Here is a 20,991-nt window from a genome sequence, read left to right as displayed (position 1 = left end):
GGCCCTGCAGCGCAATACTTCGCATTGCGCTGCGTCCGGGGCACGAAACCGAAATAGTCACGCTCAATGACGACGTCCATGCGCATTGCCCTGATCCACGCCCTCAAGCACTCCAGCGCGCCGATCGAAGCGGCGTTTGCGAAGGCGTGGCCAGAGGCGCGGCTGATGAATCTGCTCGACGACAGCCTGTCGGCGGATCTGGCGCGCGACGGAAAACTCAATGATGCGATGACCGAGCGCTTCCTGGCGCTCGGCGATTACGCAGCAGCGACCGGAGCGAACGGGATCCTGTTCACCTGCTCGGCCTTCGGCCCCTGCATCGAGGCGGTCGCGCGCGCGCATGCGCCGATGCCGGTGCTGAAGCCGAACGAAGCGATGATCGAGCGCGCGGTGACGATGGGCAGGCGCATCGGCCTGCTCTCGACCTTCCCCCCGACGCTGGTCTCGATGCCGCCGGAGTTCCCGGCCTCGGTCCAGGTGGTGCCGAAGCTTGCCGAGGGCGCGCTGGCGGCGCTCGATCGCGGCGACCGCGCCACGCATGACCGGCTGATCGTCGAAGCGTCCAGGGAGCTGCGCGATTGCGACGTCATCGCGCTGGCGCAGTTCAGCATCGCAGCGACGGCACAGCTGGTCGCGGAAGCCACTGGCCGTCCCGTCGTGACCACGCCTGACAGCGCGGTCGACAAGCTGATGAAGCTGTTGAAAGCAAAGGGCTAGGAGCCGGCCTTCTTCCGCCGCCGAGCACCCTTGATCGCAGCCGCAAGCGCGGCTTTCGTTTCGCGGACGAAATCCTCGACCAGCTCCTCGCGCGTGGCATGGGCAGCCTCGCCGGTGAACAGGCCCTGCTCTGCCAGCATCACCACGCCGTGCAACGCCGCCCAGATCTTGAGCGCCTGCCGTTCGCGCAAATAGCCGACCGCAGGCGCTTCCAGGGCTTCGATCACGAGCGAAAACGTCTCGCGCGTGGCTTCGTGCAGCTCGCTGTCCTTGGCCGCGCATGAGACGGTGCGCGACGCGAACATCAGGCGGTAGATGCCGTTGCGGCGCAGGCCGAAATCAAGAGTGACCTGCGCCAGCCGCGACAGCTTTGATTGCTTCGACGTCCCAGCCATCGCCTCGCGCATGATCGCGCTGAGTTGCCGGAATGCTTCCGCCGTCACCGCTGCAAGCAGCGCGTCGCGATCGGCAAAGTGCCGATACGGCGCAGGCTGAGAGACGCCGAGCTGCTTGGCCAGCGCCTTGATACTGATCGCCTCGGCGCCGCCCTGCTCCGCCTCGCGCAACGCGGCCTTGATCAGGGCGCCGCGGAGATCGCCATGGTGGTAGGTGTTCTCGGGCTTACGGGCGAGTTGAGAGCGCATGTTGAAGGCAAGCCTATAAGTTTGCGCTTGACAGGGAAAGCCTCTCGCGAATGTAATAGCATATAACTTAGAAGAAGCGGCGAATGCCGCCGACAATATTGACAAGAGGAACGCGCCGCCTTCGAGCCGCGTGCATACGACCGAGGAAGCCGCCATGACGGAGCGATTGAAGGTTCACGTCGATCCTGACAAATGCCAGGGCCACGCGCGCTGTAAGGCACTCGCGCCGGAACTTTTCGAGCTGGACGAATACGGCAACGCCCACGAAGCCGGTGACGGCATTGTCCCGCCGGGCCTTGAAGACAAGGCTTGGCTTGCCAAATCCAATTGCCCGGAAATCGCAATCGACGTGATCGAGGAGTAGCGCGGGCTTCCTTGTGCCCACGTGCGCGCTTCGATCACCATCCCGAGGATTCCCCCTGATATGTCCGACGTCAGCCAGCCTGTCGCCCATCCGCCGGTCACCGACTGGGTCAACGATTTCGACCACACCGACCCGCAGTGGACGGAGGATCCCTTCCCGATCTGGGACGAGCTGCGCGCCGCAAGTCCGGTCGTGCACACCGAGCGCTTCCTCGGCTGCTATATGCCGACGACCTATGAAGCCGTGCGCGAGATCGCCAACGACACCGAGCATTTCTCCTCACGCCGCATCATCGTGCGCGACGTTCGTCCAGAGGTCGCGAGGAACGCCGCTCCGCCGATCACCTCGGACCCGCCCGTGCACAAGCCGGCCAAGCAGCTCCTGCTGCCGCCGTTCACGCCGGACGCAATGAAGAAGCTGGAACCGCGGATGCGCGCGATCTGCAACGAGCTGATCGACGGGTTCATTGCCGACGGCAAGGTCGACGCCGCCGCGCGCTACAGCAAGTACATTCCGGTTCGAGCCATCGCGCACATGCTGGGCATCCCCGAGAGCGACAGCGATCTCTTCATCAACTGGATCCACATGATCCTCGAGCTCGGCATCAAGGACGAGAGCAAGCTGCTCCAGGCCGCGCAGGAGATGAGCGCCTATTTCAGCGCGCATATCGAGGAGCGCAAGACCAAGCCGACCGACGATCTCATCTCCTACCTGATGAACGCCAGGGACAAGGAGGGCAACCCGCTCGAAGACTCGCACGTCCTCGGCTCGCTGCGCCTGCTTCTGATCGCCGGCATCGACACCACCTGGAGCGCGATCGGCTCCTCGCTCTGGCATCTTGCGAAGACGCCGGCCGACCGCGAGCGGCTGCTCGCCGAGCCCGCACTGATTCCGACCGCGGTGGAGGAGTTGCTGCGCGCCTATTCGCCGGTGACGATGGCCCGCGAGGTGGTCAAGGAGACGACGATCTCGGGCTGCCCGGTCAAGGCGGGCAACATGGTGCTGCTGTCATTCCCCGCCGCAAACCGCGATCCCAAGATGTTTCCGGATGCTGACAAAGTCGTGATCGACCGCCGCGAAAATCGCCACGCTGCGTTCGGCCTCGGCATTCACCGCTGCGTCGGTTCCAACCTGGCGCGCATGGAGATGCAAGTTGCGCTGGAGGAATGGCTGAAGCGCATTCCAGATTTCGCCCTCGATCCGGCAGGCACCGTGACCTGGTCGCAGGGCACGGTGCGAGGCCCGCGCCAGTTGCCATTTTTGCTGGGAAAGGCGATGTAGGTCTTTCCAACACGGGTACGGAGAGGCTGGACGGCCATGGCTGACGACAACGAGCCGCCCGACAGCAAACTGACGCGAACCAAGGAAAAATGGGCGCGCGAGGGCCGCTTCCTCACCGGCAAGATTTCGCGTCCGGAAGATCAGCGACTGCCGCCCGGCCAGCACCTCACCAAGGACTGGCCTGTGCTCGATCTCGGGGTTGTGCCACCGGTGTCGCGCGAGCGCTGGCGGCTCGACGTTTACGGTGCGATCGAGACTCCCGTTTTCTGGACCTTTGCGGAGTTCGCTGCGCAGAAGCAGGCCCGGTTCACCTCCGACATCCATTGCGTCACCACCTGGTCGCGCTACGACAACGAGTGGGAAGGTCTCGCGACGCGCGAGCTGCTCGCGGTCTGCCAGCCCCGCGAGGATGCCCGCTTCGTAACGCTGCATTCCCATGACGGCTACACCACCAACCTCGCGCTGGAAGATTTTGCCGCCGAGGATGCGCTGCTTGCCCATAGCTGGTCCGGCCAGCCGCTGACGGAGGAGCACGGCGGCCCGGTGCGGCTGGTCGTGCCGCATCTGTATTTCTGGAAGAGCGCGAAATGGCTCCAGGCCATCGAATTCCTGACCGAGGACGCGCCAGGCTTTTGGGAGGTCCGCGGCTATCATAACCGCGGCGATCCCTGGGCCGAACAGCGCTATTCAGACGATTAGAACTCAAGCAAGAACGGGGGAAAGCCCATGCCGACGGAACGCTTTCAATTCACCGGCGAAGGCGGCCACCAGCTTGCAGCCGCGCTGGAATTGCCGGACGGCGAGCCCGCGGCTTACGCGCTGTTTGCGCACTGCTTCACCTGCGGCAAGGATACGCTGGCGGCCAAGCGCATCGCGGTCGCACTCGCAGCCAAGGGCATCGCGGCTCTGCGCTTCGACTTCACCGGGCTCGGCTCGAGCGAAGGCGATTTCGCCAATGCGACCTTTTCGTCCAACGTCGCCGATCTCGTCCGCGCCGCCGATCATCTGCGCAGCGTCCGCAAGGCGCCGTCGATCCTGATCGGCCACAGCCTCGGCGGCGCCGCCATCCTCGCGGCAGCGGGACAGATCCCGGAAGCCAGAGCGGTCGTGACCATCGCGGCTCCATCCGACCCGGCACACGTGACCGGCCTGTTCAAGGAGCATGTCGAAAACATACGCGCGCAGGGCGAGGTCGAGGTCTCGCTCGCGGGACGCCCGTTCCGCATCAAGCGCGAATTCCTCGACGACATCGTCGAGCACGAGTTGATGAAAGACATCACCGGTCTGCACAAGGCGCTCCTGGTGATGCACTCGCCGGTCGATGACACCGTCGGCATCGACAATGCGACCAGGATCTTCGTGGCAGCCAAGCACTCGAAGAGCTTCGTCTCGCTCGACCATGCCGATCATCTGCTCACCAAGCCCGCCGATGCGCTTTATGCGGCCGATGTGATCGCGGCCTGGGCCAGCCGCTACGTCGACACCGCAAAGCCCGCGAAGGCGATGGATTTGCCCGAAGCGCCGCGCCAGGTGGTGGTGCAGGAGACCCGGAAAAGCAAGTTCAACCAGACGATCACCGTCGGCCCGCACCGACTCGTTGCGGATGAGCCCGTTGCTGCCGGTGGCGAGGACGCCGGCCCCGGGCCGTACGATTTCCTGCTTGCCGGCTTAGGGGCCTGCACCTCCATGACCATGCGCCTCTATGCCGACCGCAAGTCGCTGCCGCTCGACCGCGTCACCGTCACGCTGAAGCACTCCAAGATCTACGCCAAGGACTGCGCGGAGTGCGACACACGCGAGGGCATGCTCGACCAGATTGAGCGCGACATCGCGATGGACGGCGCGCTCGATGCCGAGCAGCGCAAAAAGCTGATGGAGATCGCCGACAAGTGCCCGGTGCACCGGACGCTGACGTCGGAGATCCGCATCGTGACGAAGCCGGTGGATTAGCTCAAGCGGCCGGTGAGCGGGCTTCGGCAGCCTTAAGCGGCTGAACCCGCAGCGCGCCGCGCAGGCCTGCCGTCGTGCCGAGCAGGATGCCCGCGACTGCGACGAACGAGCCCAGTGCGAGTGTCGACATGCCGGTGAGCCCCTGCCCGATCGAACAGCCGAACGCCATCACGCCGCCAATCCCCATCAGCGCGGCGCCGCTGCCCGAGCGCAGCATATGGGGCGGAGACGAATAGCCTTCAAGCTTGAAGCGGCCCGTGGCCAGCGCCGTCGCAAGGCTGCCGGCGAAGACGCCGGCCACGGTCGCAATACCGAAGTTCAGCGCCAGGCCGGTCGAGAGCATCGCGTATTGCAGGCTGTCGGCGATCGGTGCGATGAAGGTGAGCGAGGTCACCGCGACGGGATTGAAGTCGTCGGCACCAAGATGGCCGGTGACGAACCAGCCGGCGGCAACGAGGAGACCGACGATAAGGCCCGCTGCGATCTGGCCCGGCGAGCGGCGGAACCCGGGATGCGTCAGGGCAAACAAGACCAGCGCACCGACGATGACAGCCGCAGCCAGCGCGCGAGAGAGAGGTTCGGCGAGACCGAGCGTCGCCAGCAATGACGGCAGCGAATTGGCGCCGACGGTGGTTTGCGAGGCCTGAACCAGGGCGATGCGCGCCGGCGCGATCAGGCCCTTGAGCGTCATCTGCGCAGCGATGGCGAGTACGATCACGACGACGAAGGAGCGGAGATTGCCGCGGCCGAGCAGCACCAGCGCACGCGAGCCGCAGCCGTTCGACAGCACCATGCCGTAACCGAACAGCAGGCCGCCGAGGAACAGCACCGGCACCGAAAAAGTCTGTTGCAGGTAGATCGTCTTGCCGAGATCGACCATGCCACGGCCGGCGAGGAATTGGCTTGCGGCGATCGCAACCGCGATCGCCAACGCATAGGTCCGCACCAGCCGCCCGTCCCCCTCGGCCAGCCAGCCGCGCATGCTGCTCATCAGGCAGAAACCGCTGAGCAGGCCGACGGCGCCGTAGATGAGACCGATGGCGAGGCCAGCGAGGATGACGAGAAGGGCAGATTCCATCGCTTGTTCTCAGATCTCTCGACGTTCTCCGTCATTGCGAGCGCAGCGCAGCAATCCAGTCTGTTTCCGCGGATGCATTTCTGGATTGCTTCGCCACGCTCCAATGACGGTGTGTTACGGCTTCAGGATCACCCGGTCGCGCGAGGAGCCGGCGACGGCGACGTACGCCTCCTTGGCGCGCTCCAGCGGATAGACGGCGCTCGCCTTGATCGGGAACGGTTTCAGCTGGCCGCTTGCAAAGCCAGGGCCGAGATCACGAAGCACCGCGCCAGTTGCAGCCGAGGACAAGCCCAGCGTGTCGATGCCGACATAGGTGTGCTGGCCGCGGTAGAATTCGAGAATGTTGAACTGCACGATGCGGTCGATCGCGGCGATCAGGATCTGGCGACCACGCAATGCGAGCGACTTGTGCGCCGCCTGGAAATAGGGATCGCCGACCGTGTTGAAGACAATGTCGGCGCCCTTGCCCCCGGTCAATTCGCGCACGCGCGCGGCAACCTCCGTCGCGGAGGCGTCGATCACCTCGATCGGCGCGTTGGCGTGGCCTTCGTAAGCCTCCGCCTTGCGCACCACGCCGATGACACGTGCGCCTTGCCACGTCGCGATCTGCACGGCGGCCTGGCCGACCTTGCCGTTGACACCGAACACCAACACGGTCTCGCCACTCTTCGGTACGCCGGCGCGGCGAAAGCCCTCCATCGCAGTGACGAAGGGAACGCCGATGCCGGCCGCCTCCTCCCACGACACCGCCTTCGGCTTCTCCACCACGGCGTCGGCCTCGACCACGAGGTGGCTGGCGTGGGTGCCGTCGCGGCGGATGCCGAGATCGCCGGAGGAGCCGAACACCTCGCGGCCGACCATGCCGGCCGGCCCGTCGATGACCACGCCGGAATAGTCACGGCCGGGGGTACGCGGGAATACGGCATAGGGCATCAATCCGGTCGCGGCCTTGACGTCGGACGGGTTGACCGCGGCAGCCTTCACTTCGATCAGGAGATCGTCCGGACCGCGCGTGAGCGTCTCAGGCTCAATCACCGGCGAGAGCGCAGCGGCGTTTTCGACCTTGGTGTGCAGGCGCACGCAGCGCGCTTCGACGGTTTTGGTATCGGCTGCCGACATAAAAAGACCCGGGATTTCTCGCGGCCTTGTCGCCTTTGGCGGGAGGCAAGTCAATCCGTGTCAGTCCTTGGGCCGCTTGTCGTAGAGGCGTTTGGCCTTGCCCAGCGAGCGTTCCAGCGTGGCTGGCGCGACAACCTGCACCCTGGAGCTGATGCCGATGGTGTTCTTGATGTGGGTTGAGATTCGATCGGCGTGATCGATGAGCCCTCGGCCGTCCCAGCTCTCCGGCCTCGCTTCGGCGATGATGGTCAACTCGTCCATGCGGCCTTCGCGGGTCAGCTCCAGAATGAAGTGGCCGCCGCACCAATCGGTCGCGAGCAGCACCTCCTCGATCTGGGTCGGGAACAGGTTGACGCCGCGCAGGATGATCATGTCATCCGAGCGGCCCGTCACCTTCTCCATGCGCCGCATGCCGGGGCGTGCCGTACCGGGGAGGAGCCGCGTCAGGTCGCGGGTGCGATAGCGGATCACCGGGAAAGCTTCCTTGGTGAGCGAGGTGAAGACCAGCTCGCCCTTCTCGCCGTCCGGCAGCACCGCGCCGGTCTCGGGATCAATCACTTCGGGGTAGAAATGATCCTCCCAGATATGGAGTCCGTCCTTGGTCTCGATGCACTCCTGCGCGACCCCGGGGCCGATCACCTCGGAGAGGCCGTAGATGTCGGTCGCATCCATGTCGAAGGCGTCCTCGATCTCGCCGCGCATCGCATTGGTCCAGGGCTCGGCACCGAAGATGCCGACCTTGAGCGAGCACTGGCGCGGATCGAGCCTCTGGCGCTTGAACTCGTCGAGGATCGGCAGCATGTAGCTGGGCGTCACCGTGATGATATCAGGCCGGAAGTCGTTGATGAGCTGCACCTGCCGTTCGGTCATGCCACCGGAGATCGGCACCACGGTGCAGCCGAGTTTTTCGGCGCCATAGTGGACACCGAGCCCACCGGTGAAGAGACCGTAGCCATAGGCATTGTGGATGATCATGCCGGTGCGGCCGCCGGCGGCGCGGATCGAGCGCGCCATGACTTCCGACCATGTGTCGATATCGGCTTGCGTATACCCCACGACGATCGGCTTGCCGGTCGTGCCGGAAGAGGCATGCACGCGCACCAGCTTTTCGCGTGGCACCGCGAACATGTTGAAGGGATAATTGTCGCGAAGGTCCGTCTTCACCGTGAACGGAAACTTTGAAAGATCGGAGAGCTCGCGAAAGTCGGACGGATGCACGCCGGCCCCGTCGAAGGCCTTGCGATAATGCGCGACGTTGTCATAGGCGTGCTTCAACGACCAGGCCAGCCGCTGCTTCTGCAGCGCCATGATCTCGTCGCGCGAGGCGCGCTCATGCGCGTCCATCTCGGGGCTATAGGAGCTGCCGCCTTGCTTGAGCTTCGTCAAAGCCATCCTCGCTTCCCCACAACATCGATTTGTTCTTTTCTTGATTGGTCTCTTATTGGTCCTGCGTCGGCAGCCACGTGCCGGGAATCACACGCGAGTGCCCGCGGAATTCCGCGATGACGGTATCGCCCGCGGTGACACGCACGTCGTAGATCCCGGAACGGCCCCCGCGTGTGATCTCGCGTGCCTTCGCAACGAGGCGATCGCCAAGCTTGCCCGGCTTGATGAAGGTGATCTGTCCCTGCGCCGCGACCACGCGCTCATTGTGCGAGTTGCAGGCGAACGCGAAGGCGGAATCGGCGAGCGTGAAGATGAAGCCGCCATGAGCGATGCGCTGGCCGTTGACCATGTCAGGCCGCACCGTCATCGCCAGCGTCGCAAAGCCCGGGCCGATCTCGACGATCTCCATGCCGAGACCCTTGGAGGCGTCATCCTCGGCCCACATCGCATCGGCGCAGGCGCGGGCGATATCCTCAGGCGACAGGGCGGCTTTGACGTTCACGCGCTTCTCCCGGCCAGACTTTTGCTCATGATGTTCTGCTGGTTGGCCAAAACTGTCAAACGTGGTCGTAGTCGACCACCACGCGCCCGGTCGTGGGCTTGGCCTGGCAGGTCAGGACGAAGCCTGCCTTCAGCTCCCACGGTTCCAGCGAATAATTGATGTCCATCGGCGCCTCACCCTCGACCAGTTTTGCGCGGCAGGTCGAGCACATGCCACCCTTGCAGGCGAACGGCAGATCGACGCCGGCGCGCAACGCGGCATCGAGGATCGCCTCGTCCTCGGCAACCGGAACGTCACGACGCTTCCCGTCGATGATCAGCGAGGCAATCGCCTTCGGCGGCGCGTCGGGAGCCACCACCTTCTTCGGCCGCGGCTTGCCGCCGAATTCGGAGACGAAGCGCTCGACGTGAATACGATCCTGCACGATGCCGAGCTCGCGGCAGGTCGCCTCGATATCCTCGCTCATGCCGAGGGGCCCGCAAATGTAGACATGATCGACGCTTCCCGCCGGCACCAGCGAGCGCAGCAGCACCCTCACCTTGTCGCCGTCGAGCCGGCCATGCAGGATCGGGATGTCTTGCTCCTCGCCGGAGATGACGTGGAAGATCGAGAGGCGATCGATGAAACGGTCTTTCAGTTCCTCGAGCGCCTCGAGGAACATGATGTTGTCGGTGGTGCGGTTGCCGTAGAACAGGAAGAAGCGGCTCTCAGGTTCACGCGCGAGCGTCCCCTTGACGATCGACAGGATCGGCGTGATGCCGGAACCCGCGGCAAAGCCGACATGGATGCGCGCGACGTCCGCTTGAGGGATCGCACCGAAGCGACCCGTCGGCGTCATCACGTCGAGCTCGTCGCCGCATTTCAGCTCATCCGCCGCCCAGTTCGAAAACGCGCCGCCGTCAATCTTCTTCACGGCGATGCGGATCTCGCCGTCGTCGGGGCCGGAGCAGATCGAATAGGAACGGCGCACCTCTTCTCCATCCAGCGTGGTGCGGAGCGTGAGGTATTGGCCGGGCGTGAAGACGTAATCGCGCGCGAGCTCGCCGGGGATGGCGAACGTCATCGACACGGCGTCGGCCGCCTCGCGGCGGAGATCGCTGACGGCCAGGCGGTGGAAACGCGGTGTGGCGGCTGACATCAAGGATGACCTCGTTCAGTCTTTTCCTCGTCATTGCGAGCGAAGCGAAGCAATCCAGAGTCTTTCGGCGGGGGCAGTCTGGATTGCTTCGTCGCAAGAGCTCCTCGCAATGACGATGGGGTTGGCATCGTGCGTCCTTCAATGACACTTGAAGTAATCGAAGGGTTCGCGGCAGGCCTTGCAGCGCCATAGGGCCTTGCAGGAGGTCGAGCCGAATTCGGAGAGCAGCTCGGTGTTTTCCGAGCCGCATTGCGGGCACGCCACGGCCTGCACGCCGAACAACGCGCGGCGCGAGTGTGAGGCCTGCGGCGGCGCAATGCCGTAAGTGCGCAGCTTTTGGCGGCCCTCCTCGCTCATCCAGTCGGTGGTCCAGGCCGGCGACAGCACGGTGCGGACTGTTGGACGGCTGAAACCGGCGCGCTCCAGCGCCAGCTCGATCTCCAGCGCGATCATGTTCATCGCCGGACAGCCGGAATAGGTCGGCGTGATCGCAACCTCGACACGGTCGCCGTCGAGCGCAACCTCGCGCAGCACGCCGAGATCGGCGATGGTCAAGACCGGAATCTCCGGGTCGACCACGCTCGCCGCGGCATCCCAGGCACGCTGGCGCAGCTCGCTGTCGCGGTCGAGCACCGTCACCATGTCAGCCCCGGAAAGGTGCGCTGCATCGATTGCAGCTCGGACAGGAGATGACCGAGATGCTCGCTGTGCCGGCCCACGCGGCCGCCCTGCTGCATCCAGTCGTTCTGCGGCAGCTCGAGTGTCGCCTCGCGGGCGATATCAGACACCGTCGTCAACCAACGACCCCGCAAGCTCGCGGGATCGATGGCGACACCGGCATGGATCAAGGCGCGCTCGCCCTCGTCGACGGCAAACATCTCGCCGGTGAAGGCCCAGAGATGATCGATCGCGGCTTGCGCGCGGGCGTGGCTCTCATCGGTGCCGTCGCCGAGCCGGATGATCCACTCCGAGGCGTGACGCAGGTGGTAGGCACTCTCCTTCTCCGACTTGGCGGCAATCGCGGCAAGCGTCGTGTCGCGCGATGTCATCATCGCGCGCCAATAGAGGTCGGCGAAGGCGGAATAGAAGAACTGCCGCACCAAGGTCTGGGCGAAATCGCCATTGGGCTGCTCGACCAGCAGCAAATTGCGGTACTGCCTGACGTCGCGCAGATAAGCGAGCTTGTCCTCGTCGTTATCCCCGCCTTCTGCCTTCGCTGCGTAGCTGTAGAGCTCGCGCGCCTGACCGATCAGGTCGAGCGCAATGTTGGACAGTGCCATGTCCTCTTCCAGCATCGGTGCATGTCCGCACCATTCCGACAATCTGTGACCGAGGATCAGCGCATCGTCGGCACGACGCAGCGCGCAGAGCACCAGCGGCGTTTCGGAGACCTGGATGTTGGCGATGGGCATCACATGTGCCCCACTTCCTCGGGCACCTCGTAGAATGTGGGGTGGCGATAGATCTTCGATTCCGCCGGCTCGAACATCATGCCCTTCTCGGCGGGATCGCTCGCGGTGATCGCGGTCGACGGCACGACCCAGATTGACAGCCCCTCGCCGCGGCGGGTGTAGATGTCGCGCGCGGCCTGCAGGGCCATGGTGGCGTCGCTGGCGTGCAGCGAGCCGACGTGCTTGTGCGCAAGTCCGTTGCGGCTGCGAATGAAGACTTCCCACAGCGGTGTGTTCGGCGTCGTCATCCTGATCCCCCTATTCCGCGGCTTGCGCGGTCTGGCGCTGCGCACGCTTTGCCGCGTATGCGGCTGCCGCCTCGCGCACCCAGGCGCCCTCTTCATGTGCCTTGCGCCGCGCGACCATGCGGTCGCGATTGCAGGGCCCATTGCCCGCGAGCACCTGCTTGAATTCGGTCCAGTCGATCTCGCTGTAACGCCAGTGCCCGTCCGCATCCTGAATCATGCCGGGATCTGGAATGATGAGGCCGAGATAGTGCGCCTGCGGCACCGTGGCATCGACGAATTTCTGGCGCAGCTCATCATTGGAGAACCGCTTGATCTTCCACTTCGTGGAGGTGTCGCTGTGCTGGCTGGTGGCATCAGGCGGGCCGAACATCATCAGCACCGGCCACCACCACCTGTCGAGCGCGTCCTGTGCCATCGCCTTCTGCTCGTCCGAGCCGCGGCACAGCGTCAGCATTATCTCGTAGCCCTGGCGCTGATGGAACGACTCCTCCTTGCAGACCCTGATCATCGCGCGCGCATAAGGGCCGTAAGAGCAGCGGCACAGCGGGATCTGATTCATGATCGCGGCACCATCGACCAACCAGCCGATGGTGCCGATGTCGGCCCAGGTCAGCGTCGGATAGTTGAAGATCGAGGAATATTTGGCCTTGCCCGCGAGCATGGCATCGACCAGTTCCTCGCGCGAGGTGCCGAGCGTTTCCGCGGCGGCATAGAGATAAAGTCCGTGGCCACACTCGTCCTGCGCCTTGGCGAGCAGCGCGGCCTTGCGGCGCAGGGTCGGCGCGCGCGTAATCCAGTTGCCTTCGGGCAGCATGCCGACGATTTCAGAATGGGCGTGCTGGGAGATCTGGCGGGTCAGCGTCTTGCGATAGGCCGCCGGCATCCAGTCGTTCGGCTCGATGCGCTCCTCGGCATCGATGCGGGCCTGGAACTGCGCGGCCCTGGCCGCGTCCTCAAGACCGCGATCGTCGGCCTCGGCCGTGTTCAGCGCCTGGGTATACATGCGCATCCTCCCGTTTTATTGGGAGGCAATATATAACAAGAATCACTCTATGCAAGATATTTCTGTAACATAAAATCAGATACCGAACCGCCGTTCCAGAAGCTTTCGCGCCGGCGGCAATGCCCCCCTCTCGCTGGTTCCATGGCCATCAAGCCATTGTTCGGAGGGGACAAGCAACGCGCGATAGATTTCGCCGCAGAGCTCCCGTGCCGCCCTGCCCGGCCAGTCCCCTGGCAGCAGGCTTTCCGGCAGCAGCGGATCGCGCAGCACGACGCGGCGGTAATAGTGGATCAGCAGGATACGCGCGGTGAAGGCGTCGGCCTCGGACAGATCCGTGCCACGCGCGATCGCGGCGTGAAGCGGCTCGAACGTCTTCATGAATTTCAGATAAGCGTCCGCGGTGCGGTCCAGCGGCCAGCTCGCACTAAGCAGACGGCGGCCGCTGTCATCCTCCGCCGAGACTTCGAGACGGATCGCGCCCGAGGCCTCGTCCGGCACCGGCACGCCTGACGGTGCGACCCACACGCCGGGCAGCGGACTGCCGAACCCCGCATTGCGCAGCGCTTCGCGCGAGGCGTCACGGTCCTCCCCATTGCCGATCAGGATCAGCTCGAAGCGCCCGGTCCAGTCGGACGGCGGCGGATCATAGATATGGCGCGTCGCAGCCTCGAATGTCTGTCGGCCCTTGTCGGCCAAGCGATAAAAACTGTTGCGACCGACCTTCGCGCGCGTCAGCCAGCCGTCGGCGGCAAGACGAGACATCGCGGTGCGGACGACGCCGCTGTCGATATCCAGGCCTTCAAAGAATTCCAGCAGCGTACCCAGCCACACGGAGCCGCCGCGCGGCACGATGGCATCGCCGAACACGGTGATGACGATGGAGCCGGTGCGCGACGGTTCACGCTTGAGCTGGTCGATGATGCGGGAGAGAGGATGCGCCATGCGCGAGGCATAGCGCGTTTGGTGCCGGCGCGACAATGGATGGGAGCGACTAGAGCCGGGCTCGATCCTTCGAGACGGCGCGTCGCGCCTCCTCAGGATGAGGTCTGATCGCTTCCGTGCGGCATCGCTGAGTTTCAACCCTCACGGTGAGGAGCGCGGCTAAGCCGCGCGTCTCCGGACGATGCTTCGCATCGCCGGGAGAACCACGCAGGCCCGACTATCGATGCGGATCGGGATAGACCACGCTGCGCCAGCCGCTACGGTCGAAGGGGCGCCATTGGCCTTCCTTCTGCGCGAGCCGGTCGGCCACGGCATAGACCACGGCGGGATGATGGCCCATGCCGCAATGGCTGCTTTCGACCTCGATGCTCTCGGTCTGTGCGCTCGTCCTCTCCATGCAGCCCTGCCAGGCGCAGACGCCGTCGGTGCGGCTGAAGATGGCGGTGGTCGGCACCGGCGGCGCGACGGCGAGATCGCCGCCGAACTGCGGATCGACCTCGTCGGACTTCCGCCCGCTCGCCCATTCATAGACACGCCAGGCATTGGTCGAACGGGGGTCGCCCGCAAACGGGCTGCCGAGCGTGATGACCTGGCGCACGCGCTCGGGCATCATCTTGGCGAGCTGACGCGCATAGAGGCCGCCGAGGCTCCAGCCAACCACGCTGATCTTGCGGCCATGCTTGTCGCTGAGCTCCTCGATCAGATCGACCATGGCATTCTGCACGCCCTCGCGCAGGCCGTAGTTGCGGCCCTGGCGCCAGCCGCTCACTGCATAGCCCTTGCTGGTCAGAAACGCCCGCAGCGCGCGCGTGGACGCGTCGGAGGCGACGAGGCCCGGCAGCACCAGCACCGGATGCCCATCGCCGCGCGGCGCGAGGCTCAACAGCGGCAGCGCGCCGAGGAATGCGCCGAATTCGTGGATCGCGCGGCCTTCCAGAAACATCAGAGTTCTGGACGGCGGACGCAGCGTCTGGGCAGTAGCGGTCATCAATGTTTCCCCTGGGAAGAATTCCTGAAAGGCCGCCCGCCGCGATGCCGGCAAATGGGCATGAATTCCAATGCACCGGCTTCTTGATCGTTCCGCAGCGCAACATGAATCAGCTAGGCGGCCGGTTCCCGACATTCAAGCGGGAGAGACGCGAGGCGACAATAGGCCCGTGCGTTAATGCCAGCGGCCGTCACCCAAAAGTCACAGCAATCGGAGCAGGAATTCTACGGAGTACAGCGCGAGCCCGGCGAGGCCGCCGATCAGCGAACCGTTGAAGCGGATGTATTGCAGGTCGCGCCCGATGTTGATTTCGATCAGGGAAATCAGCTGCGCCATGTCCCACGCCTTGACCTGGTCGGAGATGAAGATCGAGACGCCGCTCTTCTGGTCGGCGACGAAGCTGCGCAGCACTGCGACAAGGCCCTTGTTGATCTCGCCGCGCAGCTCGGCATCGCCGGCCAGCGCTTCGCCTGCCGCGACGAACATGCCGGCGAGATGATGTTGCAGCACCTGCGTCTCACCACTCGCACTGCGCTCGATGAAAGAACGCGTATTGGCCCATACCGTGCGGGCGAGATCGGCAAGCTCGGGCCGCGCCAACAGATCGCGCTTCAATCCATCGATGCGGTCGATATAGGCCCGATCGCTGCCGAGCCGGTCGACGAAGCTCAGCACCATGCGATCGAACTCGCCGCGGAACGGATGCTTGGGATCGCTGCGCACCTCATTGAAGAACGCCGTGGCGGACGCCACGATCTTGTTCACCAGAAATTTGTCGGCGCGATAAAGCCTGAGCAAGGTCGGCAACTCCGCACGCACCTTCTCGCGGATCATCCCCATCGTCTCTTGCTGGTTCAGCGTCTCGTGCATCACGCGCAGGAGATCGTCGAACAGGATCTGGTGCCGTCCCTCCGCTACGAAGCCGCGCAGCGTACCGGCGGCGAGCGGCGCAAGGTCGATCGCCTGGAGCTGCGAGGACATGCGGCGGATGATGAAGGTCATCAGGCCGGAGGTCTCGGTTGCGGAGACAGCCTCCGGCAGCAGGCGCAGCGCGAAGCGCGCAAGATCGTCGCTGCGCTTGCGATCGCGCAACCAGTCGGCAACGAAGGAGCCGAAGTCGATCTCCCTCAGCTTGGCCTCGACCGGGCCGGCCTCGAGGAAGTGCACCTGGATGAACTCGCCGAGCTTGTCGGCGATGCGGGCTTGGTTGCTCTGGATGATCGCGGTGTGCGGGATCGGCAGGCCGAGCGGCCGCTTGAACAGGGCAACCACGGCATACCAATCGGCGAGGCCGCCGATGGTCGCGGCTTCCGCGAAGGCGGCGATGAAGCCGAACACCGGGTGCACGTGCAGAAGAATCTTCGCGGCGATGAAGACCGCAAGCGTCGACGCCAGCACCAGCGCCGCCAGCACTTTGACGCGGCGCAGCTCCGCCGCGCGTTCGGTGTCGCCGGGGCTGACGGGGGAGAAGGTGGCCGGTGGGGTCATCACTGCATCACCCTACTCGTCATTGCGAGCGAAGCGAAGCAATCCGGAATCTTTCCGCAGGAGGACTTTGGATTGCGTCGTCACCAGCGCGAAATTGACGGCAATGCAAGAAACAAAAGGCCCGCCGAAGCGGGCCTCAAATTTCAGTTTCTACTCAGGGCGCCAGATCAGGCGGTCTTGGTGTAGACCTTGGCGAAATTGTCCTGAGCGGACTTCGCGCCGTTGGCGGCGAGCTTGCCGAAATAATCGGCGGTCGCCTTGGCACGCGAGACGAACACTTCGCCGCGGGCGCGGAGCAGACCCGACTGGATCTCGACGGCTTCGCTGACCGACTTGGCGGAGGCAAGCTTGTCGATACCGGCGAAGAACGCCTGGGCGTCGTCATAGATCGCCTGCTGGATGTTGCGGCTAATCTTGCCGGCTTCAGTGACGGACTCGGTCACCGCGTTCTCGACGGCGGCGGTCACGCGCTCGGAGCCAGCGAACACCTCGGCAGCACGGTCCTTGGCGGTGTTGGCGGACTTCTTGACGAACTCGCGGGCGGCCTCGGGAACTTCCAGGTTCTGGATGTTCTTGAATGCGTCCTTGAAGCCTTCGAAAGCGGTGTTGGTTTCGGTGGTCATTGGGGTTCTCTCCATCCTCGTTGCTCTGAGCTATGGGCTCACCCCGTCCGCATTGGCCCGGGGCCCGATCTATATGGCATAGTTAATTGTGCGATGCAATATTCTTGTTGCGGTGCGATATCACGAAATCGTGAACAGCCTTAACTGGGGCCTTCCTGGCCAGACGGGTTCCCGGGGACGTAGCCGGCCCTAGTGCTGGACCGCGCCCGGCAGCCCGTAGGCCTCCATCTGGGCCTGGACCTGCGCGATGTTGTGCCCGAGCACCACGATGTCGTGGGTTTTGCCATCGACGTCCCGGACGTGGTCCCGCAGCAGCGCCTCAGCCTTGAAGCCGAGGCTCTCGAACAGTGCGATCGCGGCCTGCTGGTCGACGGTCATCTGGACCGAGAGTTTTTCCAGGCCGGCGCCAAGCGCCAGGGCAAAGGTCTCCTGCGACAGCGCCCGCCCCACCCCCTTCCCGCGCACGTCGAGCGAAACCACCATGCGGATCTCGCCGACATGGGGCGACCAGGAGTGCGGGTCGCGCACCAGCGTGCCGCAGCCGACGACCTTGCCGTCCCTGACCGCAAGCAGGCTTGTGATCGCGCCGCGCTCGATCTCCTTGACCCAGGCCGACAGCACCTTCGGCTCGCTGATGTTGCGCGGAAGGAACAACAAGTCATGGGTCGGCAGGCCCTTGCCGAAGGCGAGCACCGCGGCCTCATCCGCGGGCGACATCAGGCGGATCTCGATATCGCCGGCGTCGGTCTTGACCTGACGCGGATAGGAACGCTGTTCGCTCATATCGATCTCTTTCCCAGCCAGGAATCCAGTTTTGGCCATAGCCGCTTCACGGCGTTGGCGCCCGCGACGAGCGAGACGTGACCGCCTTTCAGCATCACCTCTTCCTTGTCCGCAGATCCAATCTTCGCAATCAGGTGCTTTGCGGCGTCATACGGCACGATGTGATCGTGCTCGGCGACCGCATGCAGGATCGGCACCTTGATGTCTTCAAGCCTGGCGGCGCGGCCGCCGACCGACATGGTGTCGTTGAACAGCTTGTTATCCCACATCAGGTCCTTGGTGATGGTGCGGAAATATTCGCCGGCCAATGGCAGCGTGTCGGTCGCCCAGCGGTCGAACATGCGGTACGACTTGACGAACTCGTCGTTCCAGATGTTTTCCCAGAGCTGGATCTGGCTCACCGTGCGCGAGGCCGGGCGCAGCATCTCGAACGAGGACAGGATCATCTCAGGCGGCACATTGCCGATGCTGTCGACGAGACGGTCGACATCGAAATAGCGGCGGTCGGAGAAATTCGAGAACAGCTTCATCTCGCGGAAGTCGATCGGCGTGGTGAAGCAGATCAAATTCTTCATCGGCCCGTCCTTGTGGATCGAGCCGTACAGCAGCGACAGCACGCCGCCGAAGCAATAGCCGATGACGGAGACGTCCTGCTCACCGGAATCCTGCTGCACCCTGCGGATGCAGTCTGGAATGAAGTCGAGGACGTAGTCCTCCATCCGCAGGCTCTTCTCCTCCGGCCGCGGCGCGCTCCAGTCGAGCATGTAGACGTCGTAACCGCGCTTGAGCAGGAATTCGATGAAACTCTGCCCGGGAACGAGGTCGAGAATGTAGCCGCGGTTGGTGGTGGCCATCACGATCAGCACCGGCACGCGGTAGATCTCGTCCGACATCGGCCGGTAGTGATAGAGGCTCATTGTGCCGCGCGAATGCAGCACCTCTTTCGGAGTCGAGCCGAGCGTAGGGCCCGAGGTCGAGAAATATTCAACGCCCTTGATGCTTCGCTGGATCGCGCGCTGCACCTCGCTCTGGATGCGCTCCGGGATGGATGCGAAATCAAGTCCCGTCGGCGCGTTCATGTCTGCCCTCCGCCTTCGGAGGGCGGACGTTTCGTCCGTGGCGGCCGCGGCGCGCTGTCGAAGCCTTGCGAGATCCCCGAACTTGCCGCCATCTGGCTCAGCATCGACTTCATCTCGCCGATCTGGGCTTCGATCGACTGGAGCCGTTCCGCAAGGCCCGTGACCTGCTCCCGGCTGGGCAGGTTCATGGTGACGAGGTATTTCTCCATGAGCTCGCCGACCTGCTTCTGAGCACCTGCAGCAACTCCGCCCGCACGGTTCATCGCCTGTGAAAATTCCGGCGACGACATGGCCTGGTTGGCGAAAGAGTTGAACCCCTTCTCCATCTCGCCAACCATCTTCTGCCACACGGCGACGGGGTCATTGATCTTGTCGGTCATCGGCGTCCTCCTGAAATCGAGAGCTGCGATGCCCTTCTTTTCTCGCCATACCACACCGTTGCGCGGTGCCGGTCAACCGGCAAGCACACCTGCTGCTCGGCACGCCGCTTCTTTGTGGCCGGAAACCGTGCGATACAGCATCGATCAGCAGGAGGGACCGCGCCCGTGACCACCCATCAGCCGCCCCAGACCGTCCGCGCCAATGGCATCGACATCTGCTACGAGATCTTCGGCAACGACAATGCCGAGCCGCTGCTGCTGATCATGGGTCTCGGGGCGCAGATGATCCACTGGGACGATGCGTTCTGCGAGCAGCTTGCCGCGCGCGGCTTCCGCGTGATCCGCTTCGACAACCGCGACATCGGCAAGTCGAGCCATCTGACGGGCGGCAAGCGGTTGACGCCGCTCGAGCTGCTGAAGCTGCGCTTCCTCAGAATTCCCGTCGCCGCGACCTACAAACTAATCGACATGGCCAAGGACACGGTCGGGCTGATGGACGCGCTCGGCATCAAGTCGGCGCATCTGGTCGGGGCGTCCATGGGCGGCATGATCGCGCAGGAGGTGACGCTGTCGTTTCCCGAGCGCGTGCGCTCGCTGACATCGATCATGTCGACGACAGGCAATCCGCGCGTGCCGCCGCCGACGCGCGAGGCCGCCGCAATGCTGATGGCGCCGCCGCCGCGCAGCAAGGAGGAGTTCATCGTCCGCTACGGCCAGACCTGGAATATCTTGCGCGCCGGGTCCTTTCCCGAAGAAGAAGCGCTCGATCCCAGCCGGGCCGAACGGGTGTTCGCGCGCGGGCTCAATCCGGCCGGCGTCGGCCGCCAGCTCCGCGCTGTGCTTGCGTCGGGCAGCCGCAAGGAACGGCTGCATCGTGTCAAGACGCCGACGCTGGTGATCCATGGAACCGTCGATCCCCTGGTCCGTCCCGAGGGTGGCAAGGACACAGCGGAGTCAATTCCGGGCGCCAAGCTCCTGATGATCGAAGGCATGGGCCACGCGCTGCCGATGCGGTTCTGGCCAGAGATCATCGGCGCCATCGACAAGCACGCACATGGTGCTGCGGCGCAGGCGGCCTAGCTCTTCCGCGCGATCCAGATCACGTGCCGCGCGCCGCCGCCTCTTCCGGTGGCGCGGACGTTGACCTCTTTGACGTCGAAACCGGCGCGGCCGAGACGTTTGGTGAATGCCGCATTGGGCCCAGACGACCAGACAGCGAGCACGCCGCTCGGCCGCAGCGCCGTCTTCGCCGCCGCGAGCCCGCTCACATCGTAGAGCGCATCATTGCCCTTCCGGGTCAACCCTTCCGGCCCGTTGTCGACGTCAAGCAGAATGGCGTCGAAGGCCGAGCGCTGCGCGCGGATGATCTCTCCGACGTCGGTCTCTCGGATGCTCACTCGGGCATCATCGAGACTGCCGCCGAAGACCTCTGCCATCGGGCCTCGCGCCCAAGCGACGACAGATGGGACGAGCTCGGAGACCACGATCTTCGCCTTGCTTCCGAGCACGGCCAATGCCGCACGCAACGTAAAACCCATGCCGAGGCCACCGATCAGGACGACGGGTTTTGCGACCGTTTCGATCTGCTTCGCCGCGAGCGTTGCGAGCGCGGCTTCCGAGCCCGACAGGCGGTTGTTCATCAACTCGTTGGTGCCGAGCTTGATGGAAAACTCCTTGCCCCGCCGCATCAGGCGGAGCTCTTCGTCGGAGCCGGGGATTTTGGCGGTGTCGAGTTTTTCCCAGGGAATCATGGGAGTGCTTTAGCACGATCCGATTCCGTAGGGTGGGTTAGCCGAAGGCGTAACCCACCATCTTCGTTCCATATGC

Annotated in this window: 24 protein-coding genes; 6 read left to right on the top strand and 18 right to left on the bottom strand. The window is 64.4% G+C overall.

Annotation, left to right across the window (positions count from 1 at the left end; genetic code table 11):
- Positions 1 to 66: 66 nt before the first annotated feature.
- Positions 67 to 717, top strand: a complete 651-nt coding sequence (locus IVB26_RS13795; RefSeq protein ID WP_247972155.1) for an aspartate/glutamate racemase family protein — start codon at positions 67 to 69, stop codon at positions 715 to 717.
- Here the strand turns inward: IVB26_RS13795 and IVB26_RS13790 are convergent.
- On the bottom strand, positions 714 to 1,361 hold the full coding sequence (locus IVB26_RS13790; protein ID WP_247972154.1) for a TetR/AcrR family transcriptional regulator: 648 nt from the start codon (positions 1,359 to 1,361) through the stop codon (positions 714 to 716). The genes IVB26_RS13795 and IVB26_RS13790 overlap by 4 nt on opposite strands.
- 154 nt (positions 1,362 to 1,515) lie before the next feature.
- Here IVB26_RS13790 and IVB26_RS13785 point away from each other — a divergent pair, with 154 nt between their 5' ends.
- The 4 genes from IVB26_RS13785 to IVB26_RS13770 are packed head-to-tail and all read left to right on the top strand — an operon-like array spanning position 1,516 to position 4,956.
- Entirely contained in the window at positions 1,516 to 1,725 is a 210-nt protein-coding gene (locus IVB26_RS13785; RefSeq protein WP_008550182.1) for a ferredoxin, read from the top strand.
- 60 nt (positions 1,726 to 1,785) lie between these two features.
- Complete coding sequence (locus tag IVB26_RS13780; RefSeq protein ID WP_247972153.1) at positions 1,786 to 3,006, top strand: cytochrome P450; 1,221 nt, start codon at positions 1,786 to 1,788, stop codon at positions 3,004 to 3,006.
- A 36-nt stretch (positions 3,007 to 3,042) separates the two neighbouring features.
- Entirely contained in the window at positions 3,043 to 3,705 is a 663-nt protein-coding gene (locus IVB26_RS13775) for a sulfite oxidase-like oxidoreductase (protein WP_247972152.1), read from the top strand.
- Positions 3,706 to 3,732: 27 nt separating this feature from the next.
- Positions 3,733 to 4,956, top strand: coding sequence for a bifunctional alpha/beta hydrolase/OsmC family protein (locus IVB26_RS13770; protein WP_247972151.1), 1,224 nt, complete (start codon positions 3,733 to 3,735; stop codon positions 4,954 to 4,956).
- Position 4,957: 1 nt separating this feature from the next.
- Here IVB26_RS13770 and IVB26_RS13765 read toward each other — a convergent pair whose 3' ends face one another.
- From IVB26_RS13765 to IVB26_RS13690, 16 genes are all read right to left on the bottom strand, one after another.
- Positions 4,958 to 6,034, bottom strand: a complete 1,077-nt coding sequence (locus IVB26_RS13765) for a YeeE/YedE family protein (RefSeq protein ID WP_247972150.1) — start codon at positions 6,032 to 6,034, stop codon at positions 4,958 to 4,960.
- A gap of 114 nt (positions 6,035 to 6,148) precedes the next feature.
- Complete coding sequence (locus tag IVB26_RS13760) at positions 6,149 to 7,153, bottom strand: quinone oxidoreductase family protein (RefSeq protein ID WP_247972149.1); 1,005 nt, start codon at positions 7,151 to 7,153, stop codon at positions 6,149 to 6,151.
- A 60-nt stretch (positions 7,154 to 7,213) separates the two neighbouring features.
- Positions 7,214 to 8,545: a phenylacetate--CoA ligase PaaK gene (paaK, locus tag IVB26_RS13755; RefSeq protein ID WP_247972148.1), complete on the bottom strand. Its 1,332-nt coding sequence runs from the start codon at positions 8,543 to 8,545 to the stop codon at positions 7,214 to 7,216.
- Between the two features lie 46 nt (positions 8,546 to 8,591).
- Positions 8,592 to 9,041, bottom strand: a complete 450-nt coding sequence (gene paaI, locus IVB26_RS13750; protein WP_247972147.1) for a hydroxyphenylacetyl-CoA thioesterase PaaI — start codon at positions 9,039 to 9,041, stop codon at positions 8,592 to 8,594.
- Positions 9,042 to 9,096: 55 nt separating this feature from the next.
- Positions 9,097 to 10,179, bottom strand: a complete 1,083-nt coding sequence (paaE, locus tag IVB26_RS13745; RefSeq protein ID WP_247972146.1) for a 1,2-phenylacetyl-CoA epoxidase subunit PaaE — start codon at positions 10,177 to 10,179, stop codon at positions 9,097 to 9,099.
- A 138-nt stretch (positions 10,180 to 10,317) separates the two neighbouring features.
- A complete protein-coding gene (gene paaD / locus IVB26_RS13740) occupies positions 10,318 to 10,821 on the bottom strand; it encodes a 1,2-phenylacetyl-CoA epoxidase subunit PaaD (protein WP_247972145.1) in 504 nt (167 codons plus the stop codon).
- The gene (gene paaC, locus IVB26_RS13735) at positions 10,815 to 11,591 is read right to left on the bottom strand and encodes a 1,2-phenylacetyl-CoA epoxidase subunit PaaC (RefSeq protein WP_247972144.1); all 777 of its coding nucleotides are present in this window, start codon (positions 11,589 to 11,591) and stop codon (positions 10,815 to 10,817) included. Before paaC ends, paaD begins: the two co-directional genes overlap by 7 nt.
- A complete protein-coding gene (paaB, locus tag IVB26_RS13730; RefSeq protein WP_092186062.1) occupies positions 11,591 to 11,878 on the bottom strand; it encodes a 1,2-phenylacetyl-CoA epoxidase subunit PaaB in 288 nt (95 codons plus the stop codon). Before paaB ends, paaC begins: the two co-directional genes overlap by 1 nt.
- Before the next feature lie 10 nt (positions 11,879 to 11,888).
- Positions 11,889 to 12,881, bottom strand: a complete 993-nt coding sequence (paaA, locus tag IVB26_RS13725; RefSeq protein ID WP_247972143.1) for a 1,2-phenylacetyl-CoA epoxidase subunit PaaA — start codon at positions 12,879 to 12,881, stop codon at positions 11,889 to 11,891.
- Between the two features lie 75 nt (positions 12,882 to 12,956).
- Positions 12,957 to 13,823: a phenylacetic acid degradation operon negative regulatory protein PaaX gene (paaX, locus tag IVB26_RS13720; RefSeq protein WP_247972142.1), complete on the bottom strand. Its 867-nt coding sequence runs from the start codon at positions 13,821 to 13,823 to the stop codon at positions 12,957 to 12,959.
- Positions 13,824 to 14,040: 217 nt separating this feature from the next.
- Positions 14,041 to 14,811, bottom strand: coding sequence for an esterase/lipase family protein (locus IVB26_RS13715; protein WP_247972141.1), 771 nt, complete (start codon positions 14,809 to 14,811; stop codon positions 14,041 to 14,043).
- Positions 14,812 to 15,012: 201 nt separating this feature from the next.
- Positions 15,013 to 16,299 carry a DUF445 domain-containing protein gene (locus IVB26_RS13710; RefSeq protein ID WP_247972140.1) on the bottom strand — a complete coding sequence of 429 codons (1,287 nt, stop codon included), beginning with the start codon at positions 16,297 to 16,299 and terminating at the stop codon, positions 15,013 to 15,015.
- A gap of 167 nt (positions 16,300 to 16,466) precedes the next feature.
- On the bottom strand, positions 16,467 to 16,922 hold the full coding sequence (locus tag IVB26_RS13705) for a phasin (RefSeq protein WP_247972139.1): 456 nt from the start codon (positions 16,920 to 16,922) through the stop codon (positions 16,467 to 16,469).
- 189 nt (positions 16,923 to 17,111) lie between these two features.
- Positions 17,112 to 17,705 (bottom strand): GNAT family N-acetyltransferase, encoded by a 594-nt coding sequence (locus IVB26_RS13700; protein ID WP_247972138.1) that lies wholly within the window; start codon positions 17,703 to 17,705, stop codon positions 17,112 to 17,114.
- Positions 17,702 to 18,784: a PHA/PHB synthase family protein gene (locus tag IVB26_RS13695; RefSeq protein WP_247972137.1), complete on the bottom strand. Its 1,083-nt coding sequence runs from the start codon at positions 18,782 to 18,784 to the stop codon at positions 17,702 to 17,704. Before IVB26_RS13695 ends, IVB26_RS13700 begins: the two co-directional genes overlap by 4 nt.
- Entirely contained in the window at positions 18,781 to 19,164 is a 384-nt protein-coding gene (locus tag IVB26_RS13690) for a hypothetical protein (protein ID WP_247972136.1), read from the bottom strand. The genes IVB26_RS13695 and IVB26_RS13690 overlap by 4 nt, the downstream gene beginning before the upstream one ends.
- 165 nt (positions 19,165 to 19,329) lie before the next feature.
- Between IVB26_RS13690 and IVB26_RS13685 the strand changes: the two genes are divergently transcribed.
- Complete coding sequence (locus tag IVB26_RS13685) at positions 19,330 to 20,244, top strand: alpha/beta fold hydrolase (protein ID WP_247972135.1); 915 nt, start codon at positions 19,330 to 19,332, stop codon at positions 20,242 to 20,244.
- Here the strand turns inward: IVB26_RS13685 and IVB26_RS13680 are convergent.
- Positions 20,241 to 20,915 (bottom strand): spermine/spermidine synthase domain-containing protein, encoded by a 675-nt coding sequence (locus IVB26_RS13680; protein WP_247972134.1) that lies wholly within the window; start codon positions 20,913 to 20,915, stop codon positions 20,241 to 20,243. The two genes, IVB26_RS13685 and IVB26_RS13680, sit on opposite strands and share 4 nt — an antisense overlap.
- Positions 20,916 to 20,991 lie beyond the last annotated feature (76 nt).

Origin of the sequence: Bradyrhizobium sp. 195, assembly GCF_023101665.1 — a bacterium.
GTDB lineage: Bacteria > Pseudomonadota > Alphaproteobacteria > Rhizobiales > Xanthobacteraceae > Bradyrhizobium.
Note: the sequence above shows the minus strand (reverse complement) of the source record. Positions and strands in the feature narration are given on the sequence as shown.